The organism is Mediterraneibacter massiliensis (genome assembly GCF_001487105.1).
Taxonomy (GTDB): Bacteria; Bacillota; Clostridia; order Lachnospirales; family Lachnospiraceae; genus Mediterraneibacter; species Mediterraneibacter massiliensis.
On sequence record NZ_LN913001.1, the window covers coordinates 1408644 to 1427832 of the forward strand.

General features: G+C 43.0%; 17 protein-coding genes. 16 read left to right on the forward strand and 1 reads right to left on the reverse strand.

All coding sequences use genetic code 11. The features are described 5' to 3' along the window. Nucleotides 1-16 precede the first annotated feature (16 nt). From BN3282_RS10960 to BN3282_RS11035, 16 genes are all read left to right on the forward strand, one after another. Nucleotides 17-1270, forward strand: a complete 1254-nt coding sequence (locus tag BN3282_RS10960) for a cytochrome c biogenesis protein/redoxin (protein WP_059069136.1) — start codon at nt 17-19, stop codon at nt 1268-1270. A 92-nt stretch (nt 1271-1362) separates the two neighbouring features. Continuing rightward, nucleotides 1363-1707: a cupin domain-containing protein gene (locus BN3282_RS10965; RefSeq protein ID WP_059069138.1), complete on the forward strand. Its 345-nt coding sequence runs from the start codon at nt 1363-1365 to the stop codon at nt 1705-1707. Between the two features lie 145 nt (nt 1708-1852). Continuing rightward, nucleotides 1853-5146: a DUF5717 family protein gene (locus BN3282_RS10970; protein WP_059069139.1), complete on the forward strand. Its 3294-nt coding sequence runs from the start codon at nt 1853-1855 to the stop codon at nt 5144-5146. A gap of 15 nt (nt 5147-5161) precedes the next feature. Continuing rightward, nucleotides 5162-6445, forward strand: coding sequence for a DUF5716 family protein (locus BN3282_RS10975; RefSeq protein ID WP_059069141.1), 1284 nt, complete (start codon nt 5162-5164; stop codon nt 6443-6445). Then, the gene (locus BN3282_RS10980) at nt 6420-7187 is read left to right on the forward strand and encodes a hypothetical protein (RefSeq protein WP_059069143.1); all 768 of its coding nucleotides are present in this window, start codon (nt 6420-6422) and stop codon (nt 7185-7187) included. The genes BN3282_RS10975 and BN3282_RS10980 overlap by 26 nt, the downstream gene beginning before the upstream one ends. Before the next feature lie 111 nt (nt 7188-7298). Continuing rightward, complete coding sequence (locus BN3282_RS10985) at nt 7299-8144, forward strand: amino acid ABC transporter substrate-binding protein (RefSeq protein WP_059069145.1); 846 nt, start codon at nt 7299-7301, stop codon at nt 8142-8144. Between the two features lie 75 nt (nt 8145-8219). Next, nucleotides 8220-8867, forward strand: coding sequence for an amino acid ABC transporter permease (locus BN3282_RS10990; RefSeq protein WP_059069147.1), 648 nt, complete (start codon nt 8220-8222; stop codon nt 8865-8867). Between the two features lie 12 nt (nt 8868-8879). Further along, nucleotides 8880-9641: an amino acid ABC transporter ATP-binding protein gene (locus BN3282_RS10995; RefSeq protein WP_059069149.1), complete on the forward strand. Its 762-nt coding sequence runs from the start codon at nt 8880-8882 to the stop codon at nt 9639-9641. Nucleotides 9642-9846: 205 nt separating this feature from the next. After that, complete coding sequence (gene purC, locus BN3282_RS11000; protein ID WP_059069151.1) at nt 9847-10554, forward strand: phosphoribosylaminoimidazolesuccinocarboxamide synthase; 708 nt, start codon at nt 9847-9849, stop codon at nt 10552-10554. 11 nt (nt 10555-10565) lie between these two features. After that, entirely contained in the window at nt 10566-11999 is a 1434-nt protein-coding gene (gene purB, locus BN3282_RS11005) for an adenylosuccinate lyase (RefSeq protein ID WP_059069153.1), read from the forward strand. Nucleotides 12000-12133: 134 nt separating this feature from the next. Next, the gene (locus BN3282_RS11010; RefSeq protein WP_059069155.1) at nt 12134-13201 is read left to right on the forward strand and encodes a leucine-rich repeat protein; all 1068 of its coding nucleotides are present in this window, start codon (nt 12134-12136) and stop codon (nt 13199-13201) included. A 23-nt stretch (nt 13202-13224) separates the two neighbouring features. Continuing rightward, nucleotides 13225-13998 carry a threonine/serine exporter family protein gene (locus BN3282_RS11015; RefSeq protein WP_059069157.1) on the forward strand — a complete coding sequence of 258 codons (774 nt, stop codon included), beginning with the start codon at nt 13225-13227 and terminating at the stop codon, nt 13996-13998. Next, entirely contained in the window at nt 13995-14450 is a 456-nt protein-coding gene (locus BN3282_RS11020; protein WP_059069159.1) for a threonine/serine exporter family protein, read from the forward strand. Before BN3282_RS11015 ends, BN3282_RS11020 begins: the two co-directional genes overlap by 4 nt. Before the next feature lie 241 nt (nt 14451-14691). Beyond that, a complete protein-coding gene (locus BN3282_RS11025) occupies nt 14692-15435 on the forward strand; it encodes an SIR2 family NAD-dependent protein deacylase (protein WP_059069162.1) in 744 nt (247 codons plus the stop codon). Nucleotides 15436-15503: 68 nt separating this feature from the next. Beyond that, the gene (gene gltX, locus BN3282_RS11030) at nt 15504-16964 is read left to right on the forward strand and encodes a glutamate--tRNA ligase (protein ID WP_059069163.1); all 1461 of its coding nucleotides are present in this window, start codon (nt 15504-15506) and stop codon (nt 16962-16964) included. Between the two features lie 43 nt (nt 16965-17007). Next, nucleotides 17008-18810, forward strand: a complete 1803-nt coding sequence (locus BN3282_RS11035; RefSeq protein WP_059070410.1) for an ATP-dependent helicase — start codon at nt 17008-17010, stop codon at nt 18808-18810. Here the strand turns inward: BN3282_RS11035 and BN3282_RS11040 are convergent. After that, nucleotides 18793-19095 carry a DUF1292 domain-containing protein gene (locus BN3282_RS11040; RefSeq protein WP_059069166.1) on the reverse strand — a complete coding sequence of 101 codons (303 nt, stop codon included), beginning with the start codon at nt 19093-19095 and terminating at the stop codon, nt 18793-18795. The two genes, BN3282_RS11035 and BN3282_RS11040, sit on opposite strands and share 18 nt — an antisense overlap. Nucleotides 19096-19189 lie beyond the last annotated feature (94 nt).

Consider the following 19189-nt stretch of genomic DNA (forward strand, 5'->3'; position numbering starts at 1 on the left):
GATGAGGAGGTAAAAAATGGGATTTGAATTAGAGGCAAGTGTTCCTGCAATTACCGTGTTTTTACAGGGACTTTTGAGTTTTTTCTCTCCCTGCGTGCTTCCGCTGGTCCCTTTATATCTGGGGTATCTTTCCGGAGGGATCCAGGGGGAAAGTGATTTTTCGAAACACAGAGGAAAATTATTGCTCAACACGGTCTGCTTTGTCCTGGGGATCAGCGCGGCATTCTTTCTGATGGGAGCCGGCGTTTCGGCGGCGGGCAGCTTTCTTCATAAATACCAGATGGTGTTTGCAAAAGCAGGAGGAATCTTGATCGTCTTGTTTGGTTTCTATCAACTCGGTGTTTTCGGAAAATCGAAAGTATTGGGAAATGAACATCGTCTTCCGATCCATCTAGAAAAGTTGACCATGTCTCCGTTTACGGCGCTTTTATTTGGCTTCACTTTCAGTTTTGCGTGGACCCCCTGCGTAGGCCCGGCTCTGGCAAGTGTTCTTGTGATGGCGGGAAGCGCACAGACACAGGCAGCAGGCTTTCTTTTGATCGGTGTATATACGGCTGGTTTTGTACTGCCGTTTCTTGCTGTCGGATTGTTTACGGCAAAAGTGCTGGCCTTTTTCAAAAAACATGGAAATGTGGTGCGCTATACGGTGAAGGCCGGAGGTGTCTTGATGATCTTGATGGGACTGATGATGTTCACCGGGAAAATGAATGCGGTGACGGGATATCTTTCCGGGGCAAAAACACCGCAGGCGGTCTCTGAAAAGGAGGAAGAAACTGCAGAGAAAGAAGACAGACAGGCGGAACAGAAAGCAGATGGGCAGGAGAAAAAAGCGGAGCATGATTTTACATTGAAAGATCAGTATGGGGAAGAGCATACGCTTTCAGACTATAAAGGAAAAGTTGTATTTTTGAATTTCTGGGCGACCTGGTGTCCGCCCTGCAGAGCAGAAATGCCGGATATTCAAAAACTGTATGAGGAATATACAGGGGAAGATGAGGAAGTAGTGATCCTTGGAATCGCGGCACCGGAATATGGAAATGAGACGGATGAAGCAGGGATCATACAGTTTATGAAAGAGAATGGATATACGTATCCGGTAGTGATGGATGTAGATGGCGGAGTCTTTTCGCGTTATGGCATTACGGCGTATCCGACGACCTTTATGATAGATAAAAAAGGAGAAATTTTCGGCTATGCGCAGGGGCAACTTTCAGAAGATGTGATGAGGAGCATCATACAGCAGACGCTGGAAGGGAAAAAAGACGAGTAGAAAGAAAAAGGCAGTTTCTTTCTATAAGCGCTGTATGTATGAGGTACTGCCCTATGTACAGAAGATCAAGGATAGTGTAAGGAGGAGGACAGATGACGAAGGCAGGAGAGAGAAAAATCGAGACAGTGGAACGGGTAAATGGAGGAGCTGGATTTATCATGAAAGAAGCCCTGCTGGATATGGGGCAGCTGGGAAAACATTGTAAAATGTTTTCCCGGATAACCGTAAAACCTGGATGTGAACTAGGACATCATGAACACTATGAGGAGACGGAAACTTACTATATCCTTTCAGGTACAGGAATGTACGAGGATGACGGAAAAGCATATAAAGCGGAACCGGGGGACGTCTTTTTCTGTGAGAGTGGACATGGGCACGGAATAAAAAATGACGGGAGAGAAGATCTTAACTTTATTGCAATGATATTGAGGGCGTAATACATGTATACAATCCGAAAAGAAAATCTTCTATTCTAGCATTGCAAGATATACTATAATAATGCTATAATTTACTGTAGTATGTCAGCGTCAGTGTTCTGACGCTGTGCCATGTCAATAGAAGAAATATGAGTAGGTGACTGACTTGAAGAATAAAATCAAACGATTTGCAAAGGGAGATTTTCATATTCCACAGCCGGAGATCATATTTCCGGAGACACGTATTATCATGCGCGTCGGGGAAGGGGAAGAATATAGAGGAAGCTTTTCCTTACAAAATGAAGGAGAAGGAACGATCAGAGGGCTTGTATATCCCTCTTCTTTTCGTGTACACTGTGACGAGCAGGGTTTTGACGGGAATCCAGTAAATATCTATTATACATATGACGGGACAGGTCTGGTACCAGGACATGTTGAGCACGGGAAATTTACGATCGTCTGCAATGGTGGGGAATTTGATATTGCGTTTACTGCGATCATTGAAAAACCTTTTGTTATGACGCGTTACGGTAAAGTACAGAGTCTGGAAGACTTTAAAAAGTTAGCTTTTAGGGATCCGGCAGAGGCAGAAAAATTGTTCCGCTCCAGAGATTTTTATGAGATATTGAAGTATGAGGACAAGCGGATACAGGCATTGTATGACAATATGCGCAAATGGGAATTGAATCAGCATGCGCTGGAGGAATTTCTCGTCGGGTGTAAACAAAAAGAGAAAATCTTCTTGACTTTAGAGGAAGAAAGCCGTGCGTTTATTTCCCTGGAGGAAGCAAGAAAAGAGACCTTTACGATCAAGAAGAATACGTGGGGGTACCAGGAAATCGATGTCAAGACAGAAGGGGACTTTCTTTCTGTAGAACATACACGCATTACGACAGAAGAATTTATTGGAAATTCTTATCGTTTGGAGTATTTTATCACACTGGAAAATCTGCATGACGGAAGTAATTTTGGACAGATCGTGCTGGAAACTGCGTACGAGACGCTCTGCTATGAGATCGTGGTAGAAAAAAATGTTAAGCGGGATGAAGAACACAGAGCAGCAGACCAGGAATTTGCCGGGATCGTGAAAAGTTATCTAAGTTATGAAGCTGGGAAAATGGATATAAATACCTGGACAAAAGAAGCGCTGAAGCGGATCGAACATCTGCGTGATGTAGACAGTAAAAAAGAGGTATATCTGCTGGTACATGCACATATCTGTCTTCTTGGCGGGATGCCGGAGGAAGCAAAGTGGCTCTTGGAGTCTTATAATTATAATCGTTTTGCCATTGGCAAAGATGCGGAGATGAGCTCCTATTATCTGTATCTGACAACTCTTTTGAGTAATGACAGCATCGGGCAGAGAAGGGTAGCGGAAGAATTATCTAAATCATTTATGAAGCATCCAGAGAGTTGGAAGATTTTATGTATGCTTGTAAATGTAGATTCGGAGTACAAGATCTACAGTGAGAGACTGCGGGCGTTGGAAAAGCAGTTCTACGAAGAAAAGTCACACAGTATCTGGTTTTATATGGAAGCGTTCAAATGCTTTAGGGATAAGAGCACCTCTCTGAAAAAGCTGGGAATGTTTGAAGTGCGGGTATTGCTCTTTGCGGCTAAGCATAAGCTGATGACAAAAGAGTTGGCGCTTTATACCGCAAACCTTGCTAGTCAGCTGAAAACTTTTGACAGACATCTGTATGACACGTTGGTCTTGTCTTATGAAATGTATGAAGAATCTATGATATTGACTGCGATCTGTACACTGCTGATCAAAGGGAGCCGCATGGAGAGCATGTATTTTAAATGGTATGAAAAGGCAGTAGAGGCAGAATTAAAGATCGCGCAGCTCTATGAATATTATATGGCGGCAGTTGATCCGCAATATTTCAATAAACCCCTTCCAAGGTCTGTGTATCTATATTTTATGCATGGGAATAACTTGGATTATCATAAATGTTCCTTTTTGTACGCGAATCTGATCACGTATGAGGATGAAGGAAGTGAGATTTATGCGCATTACAGGGATGAAATGGAAGCTTTTGCATGGAATCAGTTAGACCGTCGGCATGTTGATGAACTGCTCAGAGTTATTTATAAACGTTTTATCGTGGAACGTTCTATGAATCCGGAACGTGTAAAAGCGTTGTATGATATTTGCCATGCGTATGAGATCACGACAAAAGTACCGAATATGAAATTTATCCATGTGATAGCGGAGGATGGGACGGTTACGCAGAAAGTTCCATATACAGATCATGGCACGCAAGTATTCTTGTATGCCAAGACAGATAGGCTTGTCTGGGAAGGCAAGGATGGAAGACATTATACAGACTCTATACCTTATGACAGCAAACGTCTGTTCTATGAACTTAGATATATGGACATGTGCAGGAAATTCATCAACGGATTGAGAAGAAGCAAGGAGGAGGAAGAAGAGGAGGAACTGACTCTTGAAGCAGTGCGAATACATGGCATGGAAAGTTATACAGAGGAAGAAGTTTTCAGCCTGTGCAGCAAGACGATCCGGGAGAGCAACTATGAATCGGATGATTTCCTGACGTATATTTGTTTTGAATTATTTAAAAAAGGGCAGTATGATAAAGTGATACTGACCTATCTTGCCAATTATTACTGCGGGGCTACTCCAGATATGAAGTGGCTTTGGAGAGAGGCCAGAGAATATGAGGTACATACGCATAAGCTGGCTGAACGGATCTTAACGCAGATGTTATTTTCCGAGGAAGTATTCCAAGAAGTAGCTGTTTTTGAGGAGTACTATGCGGAAGGGGCATATTTCAGGCTGCAGCAGGCATATCTTGCCTATGTATCCAGAGAATATGTTGTGGAAGAACGTAAGATAGGGAAAAGTGTCATTGACATTATATGCCGGGAATATGAAAAAGGCGAAGATACCATTGACATATGTAAGATTGCAGTGCTGAAGTATTATGCCCAGAAGGAATATAGTTCGCAGACACGTAAAACATTGAAAAAATTTTTACAGGAGTTGTGCGGAAAACAAATATATTTTCCGTTTTTCCTTACATACGAGAAGGACTGGCTCATCGAGCTGCAGTTATGGGATAAGACATTGATAGAATACAAGGGGCAGAAAGGAAGCAGGGTCATGCTGTATTATCAGCTTCAAAAAGGAGGAAGTGAACCTGCCGATTACTCTACAGAGGTGCTTACGCCTATGTATGAAAATCTGTATGTCAAAAAGTTTGTACTGTTCGCTCATGAAAAATTAAAATATTATTTTAAAGAAACTATAGATGGGAATTCTTACCGCAGCAATAAAGCAAGCTGTGGGCGAAGGATAGAAAAGGGCGAGAGCGGGCGATATGGAAAGCTCAATGATATCTTGCTGGAGGAAGACAAAGAAAAAAAACAAAAGATGATGCGTGCATATGCGGTGGAAAGCGCGATCGCGGCGCACATGTTTGTACAGTATTAAGGAGGCAGTTTGCCTATGGGACAGGGCAGTATTATCGGGTATGAGATTAACGAAAAGACATGCCAGATCAGTTTCTATAATGAAGAAGAACTAGAACCGGATACATTGGAAGTAGACACGGACAACTATCAGATTCCCTTAATCATTGGAAAATTGAGAGATACGTGGGCATATGGAAAAGAAGCTAAAAGGCTGGTTACTATTAAGGAAGGATTTACAGTGACCCGCTTGTTGGATAAAAGTCTTGCCGGAGACAAGATTGAATTTGGTGAAGAGTCCTATGATGCCGTGTGGCTCTTATCTCAATTTATCCAGATGTCTTTAAAAGAGTTTCCACAGATCGACGGGATCGTATTCAGTGTTCCGGTGCTGACAGAAGAACTGGCACAGATGCTCCGGGGCATTGCGGTGCGTATGAATATAGACAAACGGCATATTTTTATCCAGGATTACAAAGAAAGTTTTTGCAATTATCTGTTCTACCAGCCTAAAGAGTTGTGGCAGTATGATGCCGCGCTGTTTTGCTGCGACCGGAATGAGATCAAGGCATATATGCTCAGGCGTCTGAAACCGGGATTAGGCGGCGGAAAGACGACTTTTGTGACAGTAGACGAGGTGGCAAGTGCGCATATGAAAGAGCTGGCGGCTGTATATCCGGTGCTCAATGAAGACAAGGCAAAGGAAGCAGATCTGATGTTCTGTCGTTTTATAGAAAGCGTATTTGACAAGCGTATCGTATCTTCTGTCTTTTTGACCGGTGAAGGTTTTGAAAACAACTGGTATCCAAAGGCTCTGCGGGTCTTGTGCAATGGCAGGCGCGCGTTTATAGGAAATAATCTTTACAGCAAAGGGGCGTGCTATACCGCCTATAGAAAATTATTTATGCATATAGAGAATCCCGTTTATTTGTCAGAGGATAAACTGACAGATCAGATAACGGTAAATATGAGAGTAGACGGCCAGGAAATGTGGTATCCGATTGTTTCCTGGGGGGCGCATTGGTACGAGTCTAATAATCAATGGGAAGTGCTTTTGGAAGATGTGGAAGATATTGAGTTTCATATAGATTCTCTGATCCAAGGAAGTTTAAAGACAGAGAAGATTTCATTGAAAAGCTTCCCAAAACGAGCGGAATATTCTATGCGTCTGCAGATCGAGACATTGTTTCTGGACGAGAAAACCTGCAAGATCACGGTGCGGGATGCCGGTTTTGGAGAATTTTTCCCGCCGACAGATTTCCAGGAAGAAAAAATCATACATTTAGGAGGAAATGATGGGAAGTTTAATTCTTTGTCATGATAAACATGCGACTCACCCATATGAAATCACGCGGATCCACTGTAAGATTTTTACACTGGAAGAATTGTGCTATTATCTGTGCAATAATCTATACTTGATCGATTATACGATCATGAACATGCAGCTCTTGAGGTGGCTGGAAGAAGAACTGGAAATGCAGGAGCTGGCTGAACAGCTTAAAGATGTGATCCGTCTGAAAGGCTCAGTGGAAAAGTTTGTCCTTACTATCCTGAAAGCTTCAAAGATTTACCGTGAACCGGAGATGATCCGGATCCAGAATGTTTTGGAACATTTGAAAAATCAAAAGGATATTGAGCGGCAGAAATATAAAGGGGACAACCTGTTAGAAAGTGGAGAGATAGAGGAGGCCATCCTTGTTTATCAGGCTATTTTAAATGCCGAGAAAGACGAGACGGTAGATACAAAATTTTATGGAAAGATTTATGCGTGTCTGGGCGCGGCTTACGGGCGCCTGTTTTTATATCAGGAGTCTGCGAAGATGTATGACAGAGCCTATCAGATATGCGCAGATCAGGCGCTGTTAAAGCCGTATCTCTATGCTTCTTATAAATATATGTCTTTGGAGGAGTATCACATTTTGTTGACGAAACATGAAGAATATGTGGAAGTCAATGCGCAGATGCGCAGAGAAATGGAAGAGATCATGCAGAAAGTGCCAAAGGAGCCGGGGAGTGAATGGATCGAGAAATGGAAGCGTCGGCATAGAAGAAGTCATACATGATAAAGCGTTTGACAGAAAGGCAGAAATATGATATTATATCCATGTATTTTAGCGTGGTAAAGTAATCAATTACTAATATGATAAAGTGCCACGGCAAGGAGGAGATGTAGGATGAAGAAGAAAATGGCTTTTGTACTTGCGGCGGCATTGACTGTTTCACTTGCGGCAGCGGGGTGCGGCGGCACAACGGATGACAAAGCAGACAAGAAAGAAGACAAAAAAACAGAAAGTTCGGCAGATTCTTCTGCCAATGATGACGATACTTTTGTCGTTGGTTTTGATGCAGAGTATCCACCATATGGGTATATGGATGATAATGGCGAATACACAGGGTTTGACCTGGAACTTGCGCAGGCAGTCTGCGATATGGAAGGCTGGAAATTAGAAAAGAAACCAATTAACTGGGATTCCAAGGATATGGAGCTGAATTCAGGCTCTATTGACTGTATCTGGAATGGCTTTACCATGAACGGAAGAGAGGACGATTATACATTCTCTGTTCCTTATGTAGATAACAGTCAGGTCATCGTAGTGGCGGAAGATTCCGGAATTGAAAGTCTGGAGGATCTAGCAGGAAAACAAGTCGGTGTGCAGGCGGCTTCCGCAGCGTTGGATGTATTGAATGGCGATCAAAAAGAGTTGGCAGATACATTTGCTTCTTTAAATGAGTTCGCAGATTATAATACTGCTTTTACAGAACTGCAGGCACGGGCCTTGGAGGCGCTGGCGATTGACATCGGAGTGGCAAAATATCAGATCAATTCCCGTGGGGAAGGATATAAAATACTGGATGAAACCTTGAATAAGGAACAGTATGCCATTGGATTTAAAAAGGGAAATGAAGAATTGTGTGAGAAAGTAAATGCAGATCTTCAGAAACTTGCAAATGATGGGACAGTTGCCGAATTGGCGGAAAAATATGAGATTGCTGATATGGTGACGCTGAAAGCGGAATAAATAAATCTGCACTGAGAATATGAAGAATACCCCCGGAAAATTCCGGGGGCATACTTGTGTCTGGGAGGAAGATGCATGAGTTTTGAGATAATGTTACTGCAATTGACAAAAGGTTTTGGGCAGACCTGCCTGATTTTTTTTCTGACGCTGGTGTTTTCCCTGCCGTTGGGAATGGTTGTATACTTTGGAAGGGTATGCAGGCTGAAACCAGTCAGCTGGCTGGTTAAGATCTATATATCGATCATGAGGGGAACGCCTCTTATGCTTCAGCTTTTAGTTTGGTATTTTGCTCCTTTTTACCTATGGGGGATGAATATAGGGGGGTATAAGCTGACTGCGATCATCATAGGTTGTTCTTTGAATTATGCCGCGTATTTTGCAGAGATCTACCGGTCGGGGATTGAGTCGATACCCCAGGGACAGTATGAAGCCGCAGCACTGTTGGGATATTCCAGACAACAGACATTTTTTAAGATCGTACTGCCGCAGGTGGTCAAGATCGTGCTGCCGTCTGTGACAAATGAAGTGATCACGCTCGTAAAAGATACGTCGCTTGTATACGCTCTTTCCTATGTGGAAATGTTCGCTGTAGCAAAACAGATCGCGGCGGCACAGACGACAGTACTTCCATTTTTTATTGCAGGTGTATTCTACTATATATTCAATTATGTGGTCGCAGGAATGATGGAGTTGTTTGAGAAACGCCTCAATTACTACCGATAGGAGGAAGATGGAATGAAACTTCTGGAAATGAATCATATAAAGAAATCTTTTAATGGCGTGCAGGTCATACAAGATATCTCACTTTCTGTAGAAAAAGGGGAGATACTTGCGATCATTGGACCGTCCGGTTCCGGTAAGTCCACACTTCTGCGGTGCGCTACCATGCTGGAGACGATCGACGGCGGAGAAATCTATTATCTGGGAAACAAGGCTGCCTGGGTGGAAAACGGAAAGCCTGTATTTCCAAGGAAAGAAGAACAAAAGAAGATCCAGTCCTATTTTGGGTTGGTATTTCAGAATTTTAATCTATTTCCGCATTTTTCTGTACTCAAAAATATTACCGATGCGCCGCTCAAAGTGCAGAAGCGAAGCAAAGAAGATGTATATGAAGAAGCAAGGAAATTATTGAAAAAAATGGGACTTTCTGATAAGGAAGACGCCTATCCGTATCAGTTATCCGGCGGACAGCAGCAGAGGGTATCTATTGCCAGGGCGCTGATGATGCATCCGGATATTTTATTTTTCGATGAACCGACTTCTGCTTTGGATCCGGAACTGACAGGGGAAATCCTGAAAGTAATCAAAGATCTGGCGGCAGAACATATGACAATGGTGATCGTTACACATGAGATGAATTTTGCGAAGAAAGTAGCGGATCATATTATTTTCATGGATAAAGGTGTGATCGTCCAGGAAGGAAAGCCGGAGGAAGTGTTTGGCTCGGAAAATGTGAGGGTACAGGAATTCCTTGGAAAATTGACATCAGAAAGATGAATAAATGAGGTACGGTATATAAGTAAAACTTATTAAATTGCGAAAAAATAAATAATGAGATACAGGCGCTGCAAGGCGGAGGGAATATTGATTTTCCCTCTGCCTTATATTATAATCAGAAATGCGGTGGGAATGTCTGTGTTTTGACAGAGCTTTTCCCAGTGTTGAACCTTATTGAAAAAAAGAAAGGGACAGGTGTGAACGTATGAAGAAATTAGAACAGCTTTACGAAGGAAAGGCAAAGAAAGTATTTTCTACAGAAGATCCGGATATTGTTATTGTGGACTATAAAGATGATGCAACTGCGTTTAACGGCGAGAAGAAGGGGACGATCGTAGGAAAAGGGGTCATCAATAACCGTATGACAAACTATATTTTCCAGGTATTAGAAAAAGAAGGCGTTCCGACACACTATGTAGAAGAATTGAGCGATCGGGAGACTGCGGTCAAGAAAGTGGAAATCGTGCCTCTGGAAGTGATCGTGAGAAATGTGGCTGCCGGAAGTTTTTCAAAGAGACTTGGCATAGAAGAAGGGAAAAAATTGTTGGCACCTACCCTGGAATTCAGCTATAAAGATGATGATCTCGGAGATCCGATGATCAACGACTATTTTGCGATCGCGATCGGAGCAGCAACAAGAGAGGAAATCGATAAGATCACCGAGTATACATTTAAGGTGAATGATGTATTAAAGAAGTTTTTCGACGAGGCAGGCATTGAGCTGATCGACTTTAAGATCGAGTTCGGAAGATACCATGGAGAGATTATCCTGGCAGATGAAATTTCTCCGGATACCTGCCGCCTGTGGGACAAAGAGACACATGAGAAATTGGACAAAGACCGTTTCCGCAGAGATATGGGGAATGTAGAGGATGCGTATCAGGAAGTATTCAAACGGATCGGCATCAGATAGTGGAGGTATATATGAGTAATGAACGTTATGTAAGCCCTCTGTCTGAACGGTATGCCAGCAGGCAGATGCAGTATATTTTTTCTCCGGATAAGAAATTTAAAACATGGAGAAGACTGTGGATCGCTCTGGCAGAGACAGAGAAAGAGCTGGGGTTAAATATCACAGAGGAACAGATCGAGGAATTGAAGGCGCATGCAGAGGATATCAATTATGATGTGGCAAAAGAACGGGAAAAGGTTGTCCGCCATGATGTGATGTCGCATGTATACGCTTACGGTGTACAATGCCCAAAGGCAAAGGGAATCATCCATTTAGGCGCAACGTCCTGCTATGTAGGAGATAATACAGATATGATCATCATGTCGGAAGCGCTGAAATTGGTGAGAAAAAAGCTGCTGAATGTGATAGCAGAGCTGGCAAAGTTCGCAGAGGAGCAGAAAGCGCAGCCTACGCTTGCTTTTACACATTTTCAGCCGGCACAGCCTACAACAGTAGGAAAAAGGGCTACACTTTGGCTACAGGAATTTGAGATGGATCTAGAAGATCTGGACTATGTACTTGGAAGCCTGAAATTATTGGGTTCCAAAGGGACAACGGGAACGCAGGCAAGTTTTCTGGAGCTATTTGACGGTGATCAAGAGACGATCGATAAGATTGACCCGATGATTGCGGAAAAGATGGGATTCAAAGCCTGCTATCCGGTATCTGGGCAGACGTATTCCAGAAAAGTAGATACAAGAGTGCTGAACGTACTGGCAGGAATCGCGGCAAGCGCGCATAAATTTTCTAATGATATCCGTCTTTTGCAGCACTTAAAAGAAATCGAGGAACCATTTGAGAAGACACAGATAGGTTCTTCGGCAATGGCATATAAGAGAAATCCCATGCGCAGTGAGCGGATCGCTTCTCTTTCACGTTATGTTATGATCGATGCGCTGAATCCGGCGATCACTTCTGCGACACAGTGGTTTGAGAGGACATTGGACGATTCGGCAAATAAACGTCTGAGTGTGCCGGAGGGCTTCCTTGCCATAGATGGTATATTGGATCTGTGTATGAATGTTGTAGATGGGCTTGTCGTATATCCAAAAGTGATCGAAAAACGTCTGATGGCAGAACTGCCGTTTATGGCAACAGAAAATATCATGATGGATGCGGTAAAGGCAGGTGGAGACAGACAGGAGCTGCATGAAAAGATCCGCGAGCTTTCCATGGAAGCAGGACGCAATGTAAAGGAAAAAGGAGAAGACAATAATCTCCTTGAATTGATCGCCAAAGACCCGGCGTTTAATATGACGTTGGAGGAATTAAAAGAGACGATGGATCCTTCTAAATATGTGGGACGTGCTCAGGAACAGGTGGAAGCATATTTGAAAAATGTCATAGGGCCTTTGCTCAAAGCAAATGAAGAAGAACTTGGATTGAAAGCAGAGATCACGATATAGACACAAACGATACTTTCGTATTCCTCATCAGAAAAATTTATGCAAAGGAATGTTGCAAAAGATTGCAGCATTCCTTTTTCTTATGCTAATTTGGTATTTGGTGTTTCAGCATAAGAAAGGTATAGGTGAGAAATATGGAAGATTGTGAAAAGTTTTATAACAGATGGAATTTAAAGGGGATATATGTCCGGTTGGTGGAAAGCATATGCATTTTATCGTTTATGCTTTTCCTCGCTGCAGCTGCATATGATTTTGCAGAATGTTTTCCCCGATATACAGGGATGGGAAAGACAAAAACAGAATCTGACGGCAAAGATGTGGCTATACATACAGAAAAAGGAGTGTGTAAAGATCTGTATGGGATCATGGAGACAGCGGCAGTGGAAGGAGTCGGAGAAATAGGCAGAGATATGGGCGGAGAAACAGCGGAAGCTGCGGTAAGGGCTGTGCCGAAGACTGTGGAAAATGAACCGGAAGAGAATGTATATTTTTCTGCATATTTTCCTGAAAGTGAAGAACCTGCGGCGCCAGAAACAGTAGTGACAATACCGGATCACGAAAAGGAAGAAGTTGCAGTCCCGGATATTCCTCAAAAAGATACGGATACAGAAGAACCGGATAATGGAGAAAATATAGAGAAGATTCCATCTGTAAACGGTTTTCTGGTGGATGAGACCGGTATGATCTGTGGAATAGAGCCGGGAGCGGATGTTCTCTATGACGGGTATCTTTTAGATCTTCCGACAGAGCATGTGACAGGGATACGTAAAGGTGCATTTATGGATGCTCCCGGAGGTGCCATTGAAATGTATATTCCATCAAATATCACTAACATTGAAGCAGGAGCATTTCTCGGACTTCGTGAGATGGAATGGATCGAAACCGCACCGGATCACGGAAGCTACACAAGTATGGATGGAGTGTTGTTTACCGCTGATGGGCGGTGCCTGATCGCTTTTCCAAGCGGCAGGACAGAGATTTATATTGTTCCGGAAACAGTGACAAGCTTTGCGGCGTATTCTTTTTGTCATACGCGGATTTCAAAGATTGACATGAGAGTATGCGGCGTGACAGAAATAGGGAAATTTATATTTGGGGAGGAGAATGGAGCAGGAATCACAATTGTCGTGCCAGAAGGGATGAAGGACGTTTACCGGGACGCGTTTTTATGTTATGATGTGACAGTAGAAAGTTCGTTCTAATCTGAACAAGGAGTGATGTGTCGATGGACTATAAGCTTGTTATCCGGACGGCAGTTTTGGCGGGAGAGCTGATGCTGTTAAGCGGGGCCGAGACATACAGAGTAGAAGATACGATGAACCGTATCTTACAGACAGCCGGGACGCAGACAGCCGAGGCGCTTGTGTTCCGTACCGGGATTTTGGCTACGATCGATGATCCGGATATAGAACCTGTCACCATGATGCATAGAGTAAAGGCTTCCGGTACAAATTTAAACAGGATCATGCAGGTGAATGCGATCTCAAGGAAATACTGCGCAGGAGAAATGACGCTTTTGGAGGCCTATGAAGGCCTGGGAAGTATTCAGAAGAAGAAATATAAAATATGGCATTATAATCTGGCTACAGTCATCATACCGGCGGGGTTTGCTCCGTTGTTCGGCGGGCAGATGCCGGAGATGCTTCTTTCGGCGTTGGCAGGCGCGTTGTTGGCTCTTATTATTACTGCTGCAAAGAAGTGGAAAGTAAATGGATTGATCTCTGATGTGGTTTCTTCTTTTGTTGTTGTAATGGCGGTATTCCTTTTAGGAATAAAAATGACAGGAGTAAATATAGATGTTGTGATCATCAGTGCGATCATGCCGTTAGTTCCGGGCGTAGCGATCACAAATGCTGTCAGAGATATCGTACAGGGAGATTATATGTCCGGCAATGCACGTGTGCTGGAGGCATTTTTGACAGCGGCAGGAATTGCGATCGGAGCAGGCGCGGGCATGTGGCTTGCCAGATTGCTGATAGGGGGTGGAATGGCAGGATGAGTCTGATGATAGGTGTAGCAGGGTGTTTCTTTTCTGTCGCAGCGTTTGCTATATTACTAGAAACTCCCCCAAATTATCTGATCCATGCCGGTGCGGTAGGAGCAGTGGGAGGTTTCGTATACCTGATAGGGACAAAGTGTGGATTAGGTGTAGTCCTATCCTCTTTTTTATCGGCGCTGTCGATCGCTTTCCTGGCACATTTGTTTGCTAGGATTTTTAAAGAGCCGGTTACTGTATTTCTGACAGCGGGCATACTTCCGACAGTTCCGGGAGCAGGCATGTATCGTACAGCATATTATCTGATCCAAAACAACAGTGAAAGAAGCGGGTATTATCTGATGCAGACTCTGGAGATTGCAGGTGTGATCGCGCTAGCGATTTTTATCGTGGATACATTGTTTAAAATAGTGGGAAAGAGAGAAAAAAGGTATACCCGTCCGGGTACCCCGTAACACATGCCTTACAGGCAGGCGTGCTATGCACGATAAGGTATACCCGTTCGGGTACCCCGTAACACATGCCTTACAGGCGGGCGTGCTTTGCACGATAAGGTATCAAAAACAGGTTTTTTGTTTGTTGAACTATCTCTTTATATGTTCTATAATAAGAAGTAAGAAGAGGAAAGTGATATTTCCTGTTGTCTGGAAGCAATTTAGTGGTGTTTTTTCAATGGAGAACAGGGGAGGATAGGATATGAAGGAGAGAAACATACTTCAGATTCTGAAAAACAGTGAGTATACTGTCGTATTGCTGGGCGTGGAAATGATTTTGGAAAACGGGTATCCGGCATTGCGAGACGGCTTTGCCTCTTATGACTTGGAACAGAAATACGGATATTGTCCGGAGGAAATCATAAGTAGTGCTTTTTATGAAACAAGAAAAGACTTTTTCTTTCGATTTTATAAAGAAGAGATACTAAAAATTGCAGAGGAGCTGCCGGGAAAAGGCTACCAAAGTTTAAAAAAACTGCAGGACTATGGATTGATACAGACGATCATTACAAAGCGTATCTTTGGCTTGGCAGACCGTGCGGGCTGCACAGATGTTATCAATCTGCATGGCACAGTCTATGAAAATATATGTCCGAAATGCGGCAGAAGTTATTCGGTGGAATATATAAAAAATGCAAAAGGTGTTCCTTTATGTGAAAACTGCCTGGTATCGATCCGTCCAAAGATCATCCTGTATGGAGAGATGGTGGATAATGAGGTGATGACAAAGGCGGCATTCAAGATGGAAAAGGCGGATGTGGTACTGGTATTGGGAGCACCCATACATGCCTCTATGTGCCAGCAGCTTCTGCAGTATTATAAAGGGAAGAAAGTCATTTTAGTAAAGGCAAAGGAACATTTTTCCGATACACAGGCAGATATCTGTATTCATTCCAGATGCGATACATTTTTAACGGGACTCGTAAGAAAATATGAGCAGGGATGAAGCATCATAGTCAGGAAGAAAAAAATACTGTATGACTTTAAAACAGAGACAGAAAGTGGAGAGAGAAAATGAGTGATAAAGTAAGAACAAGATTTGCGCCAAGTCCTACGGGAAGGATGCATGTGGGAAATTTACGGACAGCGCTGTATGCGTATTTGATCGCAAAGCATGAAGCAGGAGATTTTATCTTAAGAGTAGAGGATACAGATCAGGAACGATTTGTCGACGGTGCCCTGGAGATTATTTACCGGACATTGGAAAAGACGGGGCTGTATCATGATGAAGGACCGGATAAGGATGCCGGATATGGGCCGTATGTACAGAGCGAACGGTGCGCGAAGGGGATTTATCTGAAATATGCTAAACAGTTGGTAGAGCAAGGGGACGCCTATTATTGCTTCTGTGACAAGGAACGTCTGGAATCTCTAAAAACCTCGGTATCAGAAGATGGAACAGATATTGTAGTCTATGACAAACATTGTCTTGGACTTACTGCGGACGAGGTAGAGGCAAATCTTAAAGCAGGCAAGCCATGGGTGATACGTCTGAATGTGCCAAACGAAGGAACAACGACTTTTCATGATGAGATATATGGGGATATTACCGTTCCAAACAGCGAACTGGATGATATGATCTTGATCAAATCAGATGGTTTTCCTACGTATAATTTTGCAAATGTAGTAGATGACCATCTGATGGGAATCACGCATGTAGTAAGAGGAAACGAATATTTATCTTCAGCTCCAAAATATAACCGGCTGTATGAGGCGTTTGGATGGGAAGTGCCGGTGTATGTACATTGTCCTTTGATCACGGACGAAAATCATAAGAAGCTGAGCAAACGCTGCGGACATGCCTCTTATGAAGATTTGATAGAGCAGGGATATATATCAGAGGCAGTGGTCAATTATGTTGCGCTGCTTGGATGGTGTCCGTCTGATAATCGTGAGATTTTTTCTCTGGAAGAATTGGTAGAAGCTTTTGATTACCGACATATGAGCAAGTCGCCGGCAGTATTTGACACCGTTAAACTAAAATGGATGAACGGAGAGTACTTAAAGGCAATGCCTTTTGCACGTTTCTATGAGCTGGCGAAGCCTTATATACAGGAAGTTATCACAAAAGAATATGATCTGGAGAAGATTGCGGCGCTTATCAAAACAAGGATCGAGATCCTGCCGGACATCAAAGAACAGATTCAATTCTTTGAAGAAGTACCGGAGTATGACATATCTTTGTATACACATAAAAAAATGAAAACAAATCCGGAGAATTCTTTGGAATTTTTGCGTCAGATACTTCCGGTATTGGAAGTTCAGGAAGATTACAGCAATGATGCCCTGTTTGAGACGCTGAAAGCATATGCCGGCGAACATGGATATAAGATCGGGTATGTCATGTGGCCGCTGCGTACAGCTGTATCCGGAAAGCAGAACACGCCGGGCGGGGCTACAGAGATCATGGAGGTACTTGGCAAAGAAGAATCTCTCAAAAGAATACGGGCAGGTATTCAGAAGCTGGAAGGATAAAGGGGAGTAAGACAGAAGATTGAATCAGGCACAGAAAAAAGCAATGATGATAAAAGACGGACCTTGTCTCGTGCTTGCGGGACCAGGGTCGGGGAAAACAAGAACGATCGTAAACAGAATAAAATTCCTGATAGAGGAACAGAAAGTAAGACCAGAAGAAATTCTGGTCGTTACTTTTACCCGTTATGCGGCGGCAGAGATGAAAAAACGTCTGTGTGAGGTCATGGGGAGAAGAACTATACCTGTCACTGCCGGAACATTTCACGGTATTTATTATGGAATATTGAAATGGGCTTATCGCATAGGCTCCGGAAATATTCTTTCGGAAGAGGAAAAATACCAGATTTTAAGAGATGTGATCAGTCGGCAGAAAATGGAAGTTTTTGATGAAGAAGATTTTCTGGAAGGAATTGTTTCAGAGATTGGAACAGTAAAGAATAATGGATTGGCTATAGAAGAATTTCATTCGTCAAAATGCGATGCAGATGCGTTTTACGGAATTTATCATGCGTATGAAGCGCAGAAGAAAAAATGGCGGAAAATTGATTTTGATGATATGCTTTTGTTATGCCGAGAGTTGTTTTTGTCACGGCCGGATATTTTAAAACAGTGGCAGAAGAAATTTCGTTATATTTTGATCGATGAATTTCAGGATATTAACCGTATACAGTATGATGTGATAAAGATGCTGGCGCTGCCGGAGAATAACTTGTTTGTGGTGGGAGATGACGACCAGGCTATTTATGGGTTTCGTGGGGCAGATACGAGGATCATGTTTGAATTTTTAGAAGATTTTCCGCAGGCAGCACAGATTCTTCTAGACATTAACTATCGTTCTTCTGCTAATATTGTAAAAAATTCTCTGAAAGTGATCGGCAAAAATACAGTACGGTTTGAGAAGAAACTGCGTGCGGCAAAGGAAAAGGGGACCAGCGTGCATGTGCAGGAATTGAAGGATCCGGTGGAGGAGGGCAGATATATTACAGAAGAAATAAAAAAGAGAAGAAAAGCAGGGATTGCCTGGGAACGGATGGCTGTTCTGTTCCGTATCCATACAGATGCCAGGCCGGTGGTGGAGAACTTTTTAGAACAGAAGATCCCTTTTCAGATGAAAGAACATCTTCCTAATCTGTATAATCATTTTATCGGAAAAGATATACAGGCATATTTCCATATGGCAAACGGCAGCAGACTGCGGGGAGAATTTTTACAGATCATGAACCGGCCTAAGCGCTATTTGTCAAGAGAAAGCCTTTCTCAGGGAGAAGCTTCTTTCGAAGAACTGCGGAAGTTTTATTTCGACAAGGACTGGATGCAAGATCGGATCGACCAGTTTGAATGGGATATAAAGATGCTTTCAAAAATGGCGCCTTATGCGGCAATCCAATATCTGCGCAAGAAAATAGGATATGATGATTTTTTGAGAGAGTATGCGAAGACAAGGAATATACATGCGGCAGATCTGTTTGAGGTACTGGCGGAGATAGAGGAAGCCGCAAGACCTTTTGCCACTCTTGAAGAATGGTTTGATCATGTGGCGGAGTATACAGAAGTTTTACGAAAAAAGGAGCAGAAAAGACAGGAAGAACAAAGAGGTATCCATTTGATGACAGTACATGCCGCAAAGGGACTTGAATTTGATACGGTGTTTATCATAGAGGCAAATGAGGGGCAGATTCCCTATAAAAAAGCAAAAAGCGAGGAAGAAACAGAGGAAGAAAGGCGTCTGTTCTATGTAGCAATGACAAGAGCAGAAGAAATCTTGAAGATTTGTTATGTAAAACAAAAAAATGGGAAAGAGGTATCTCCTTCCCGTTTTGTGCAGGACCTACTCGAGACTATCTAGGTCAAGTTCTTCAAATTCCTGGGTATCCAACCATTCGTCGAATGCTTCAGACGCACGTTCAAATTCTTCGTCGTCTTCGATATTTTCCAGTTCAGGTTCCTTGGATGTCCCTTCAAAGAAGCGGTATAGATAGACTTGTCCATCCTCGTTATCTCCATTTTCGTCTAAAGGAAGGAGGGCGATATATTCCTGCCCGGCTGTTTCAAATATAGTCAGTACCGCGCATTCCAGTTCTTCATCATTATCCAGTGTCAGTGTGACAGTGAGCGCTTCATTTTCGTTCATTGTTTTTCTCCTTTATTGTATTGATCTCCTCACATTTAATAGGGGAGTATTGCTAATAAAACTCTAACAGATAGAATATAAAAAAGCAAGGGAA

Excerpts from the sequence above, each read along its gene's own strand:
- BN3282_RS10960 (WP_059069136.1), top strand. The coding sequence starts at position 17 with ATGGGATTTGAATTAGAGGCAAGTGTTCCTGCAATTACCGTGTTTTTA.
- BN3282_RS10965 (WP_059069138.1), top strand. The coding sequence starts at position 1,363 with ATGACGAAGGCAGGAGAGAGAAAAATCGAGACAGTGGAACGGGTAAAT.
- BN3282_RS10975 (WP_059069141.1), top strand. The coding sequence starts at position 5,162 with ATGGGACAGGGCAGTATTATCGGGTATGAGATTAACGAAAAGACATGC.
- BN3282_RS10980 (WP_059069143.1), top strand. The coding sequence starts at position 6,420 with ATGGGAAGTTTAATTCTTTGTCATGATAAACATGCGACTCACCCATAT.
- BN3282_RS10985 (WP_059069145.1), top strand. The coding sequence starts at position 7,299 with ATGAAGAAGAAAATGGCTTTTGTACTTGCGGCGGCATTGACTGTTTCA.
- BN3282_RS10990 (WP_059069147.1), top strand. The coding sequence starts at position 8,220 with ATGAGTTTTGAGATAATGTTACTGCAATTGACAAAAGGTTTTGGGCAG.
- BN3282_RS10995 (WP_059069149.1), top strand. The coding sequence starts at position 8,880 with ATGAAACTTCTGGAAATGAATCATATAAAGAAATCTTTTAATGGCGTG.
- purC (WP_059069151.1), top strand. The coding sequence starts at position 9,847 with ATGAAGAAATTAGAACAGCTTTACGAAGGAAAGGCAAAGAAAGTATTT.
- purB (WP_059069153.1), top strand. The coding sequence starts at position 10,566 with ATGAGTAATGAACGTTATGTAAGCCCTCTGTCTGAACGGTATGCCAGC.
- BN3282_RS11010 (WP_059069155.1), top strand. The coding sequence starts at position 12,134 with ATGGAAGATTGTGAAAAGTTTTATAACAGATGGAATTTAAAGGGGATA.
- BN3282_RS11015 (WP_059069157.1), top strand. The coding sequence starts at position 13,225 with ATGGACTATAAGCTTGTTATCCGGACGGCAGTTTTGGCGGGAGAGCTG.
- BN3282_RS11020 (WP_059069159.1), top strand. The coding sequence starts at position 13,995 with ATGAGTCTGATGATAGGTGTAGCAGGGTGTTTCTTTTCTGTCGCAGCG.
- BN3282_RS11025 (WP_059069162.1), top strand. The coding sequence starts at position 14,692 with ATGAAGGAGAGAAACATACTTCAGATTCTGAAAAACAGTGAGTATACT.
- gltX (WP_059069163.1), top strand. The coding sequence starts at position 15,504 with ATGAGTGATAAAGTAAGAACAAGATTTGCGCCAAGTCCTACGGGAAGG.
- BN3282_RS11035 (WP_059070410.1), top strand. The coding sequence starts at position 17,008 with ATGATGATAAAAGACGGACCTTGTCTCGTGCTTGCGGGACCAGGGTCG.
- BN3282_RS11040 (WP_059069166.1), bottom strand. The coding sequence starts at position 19,095 with ATGAACGAAAATGAAGCGCTCACTGTCACACTGACACTGGATAATGAT.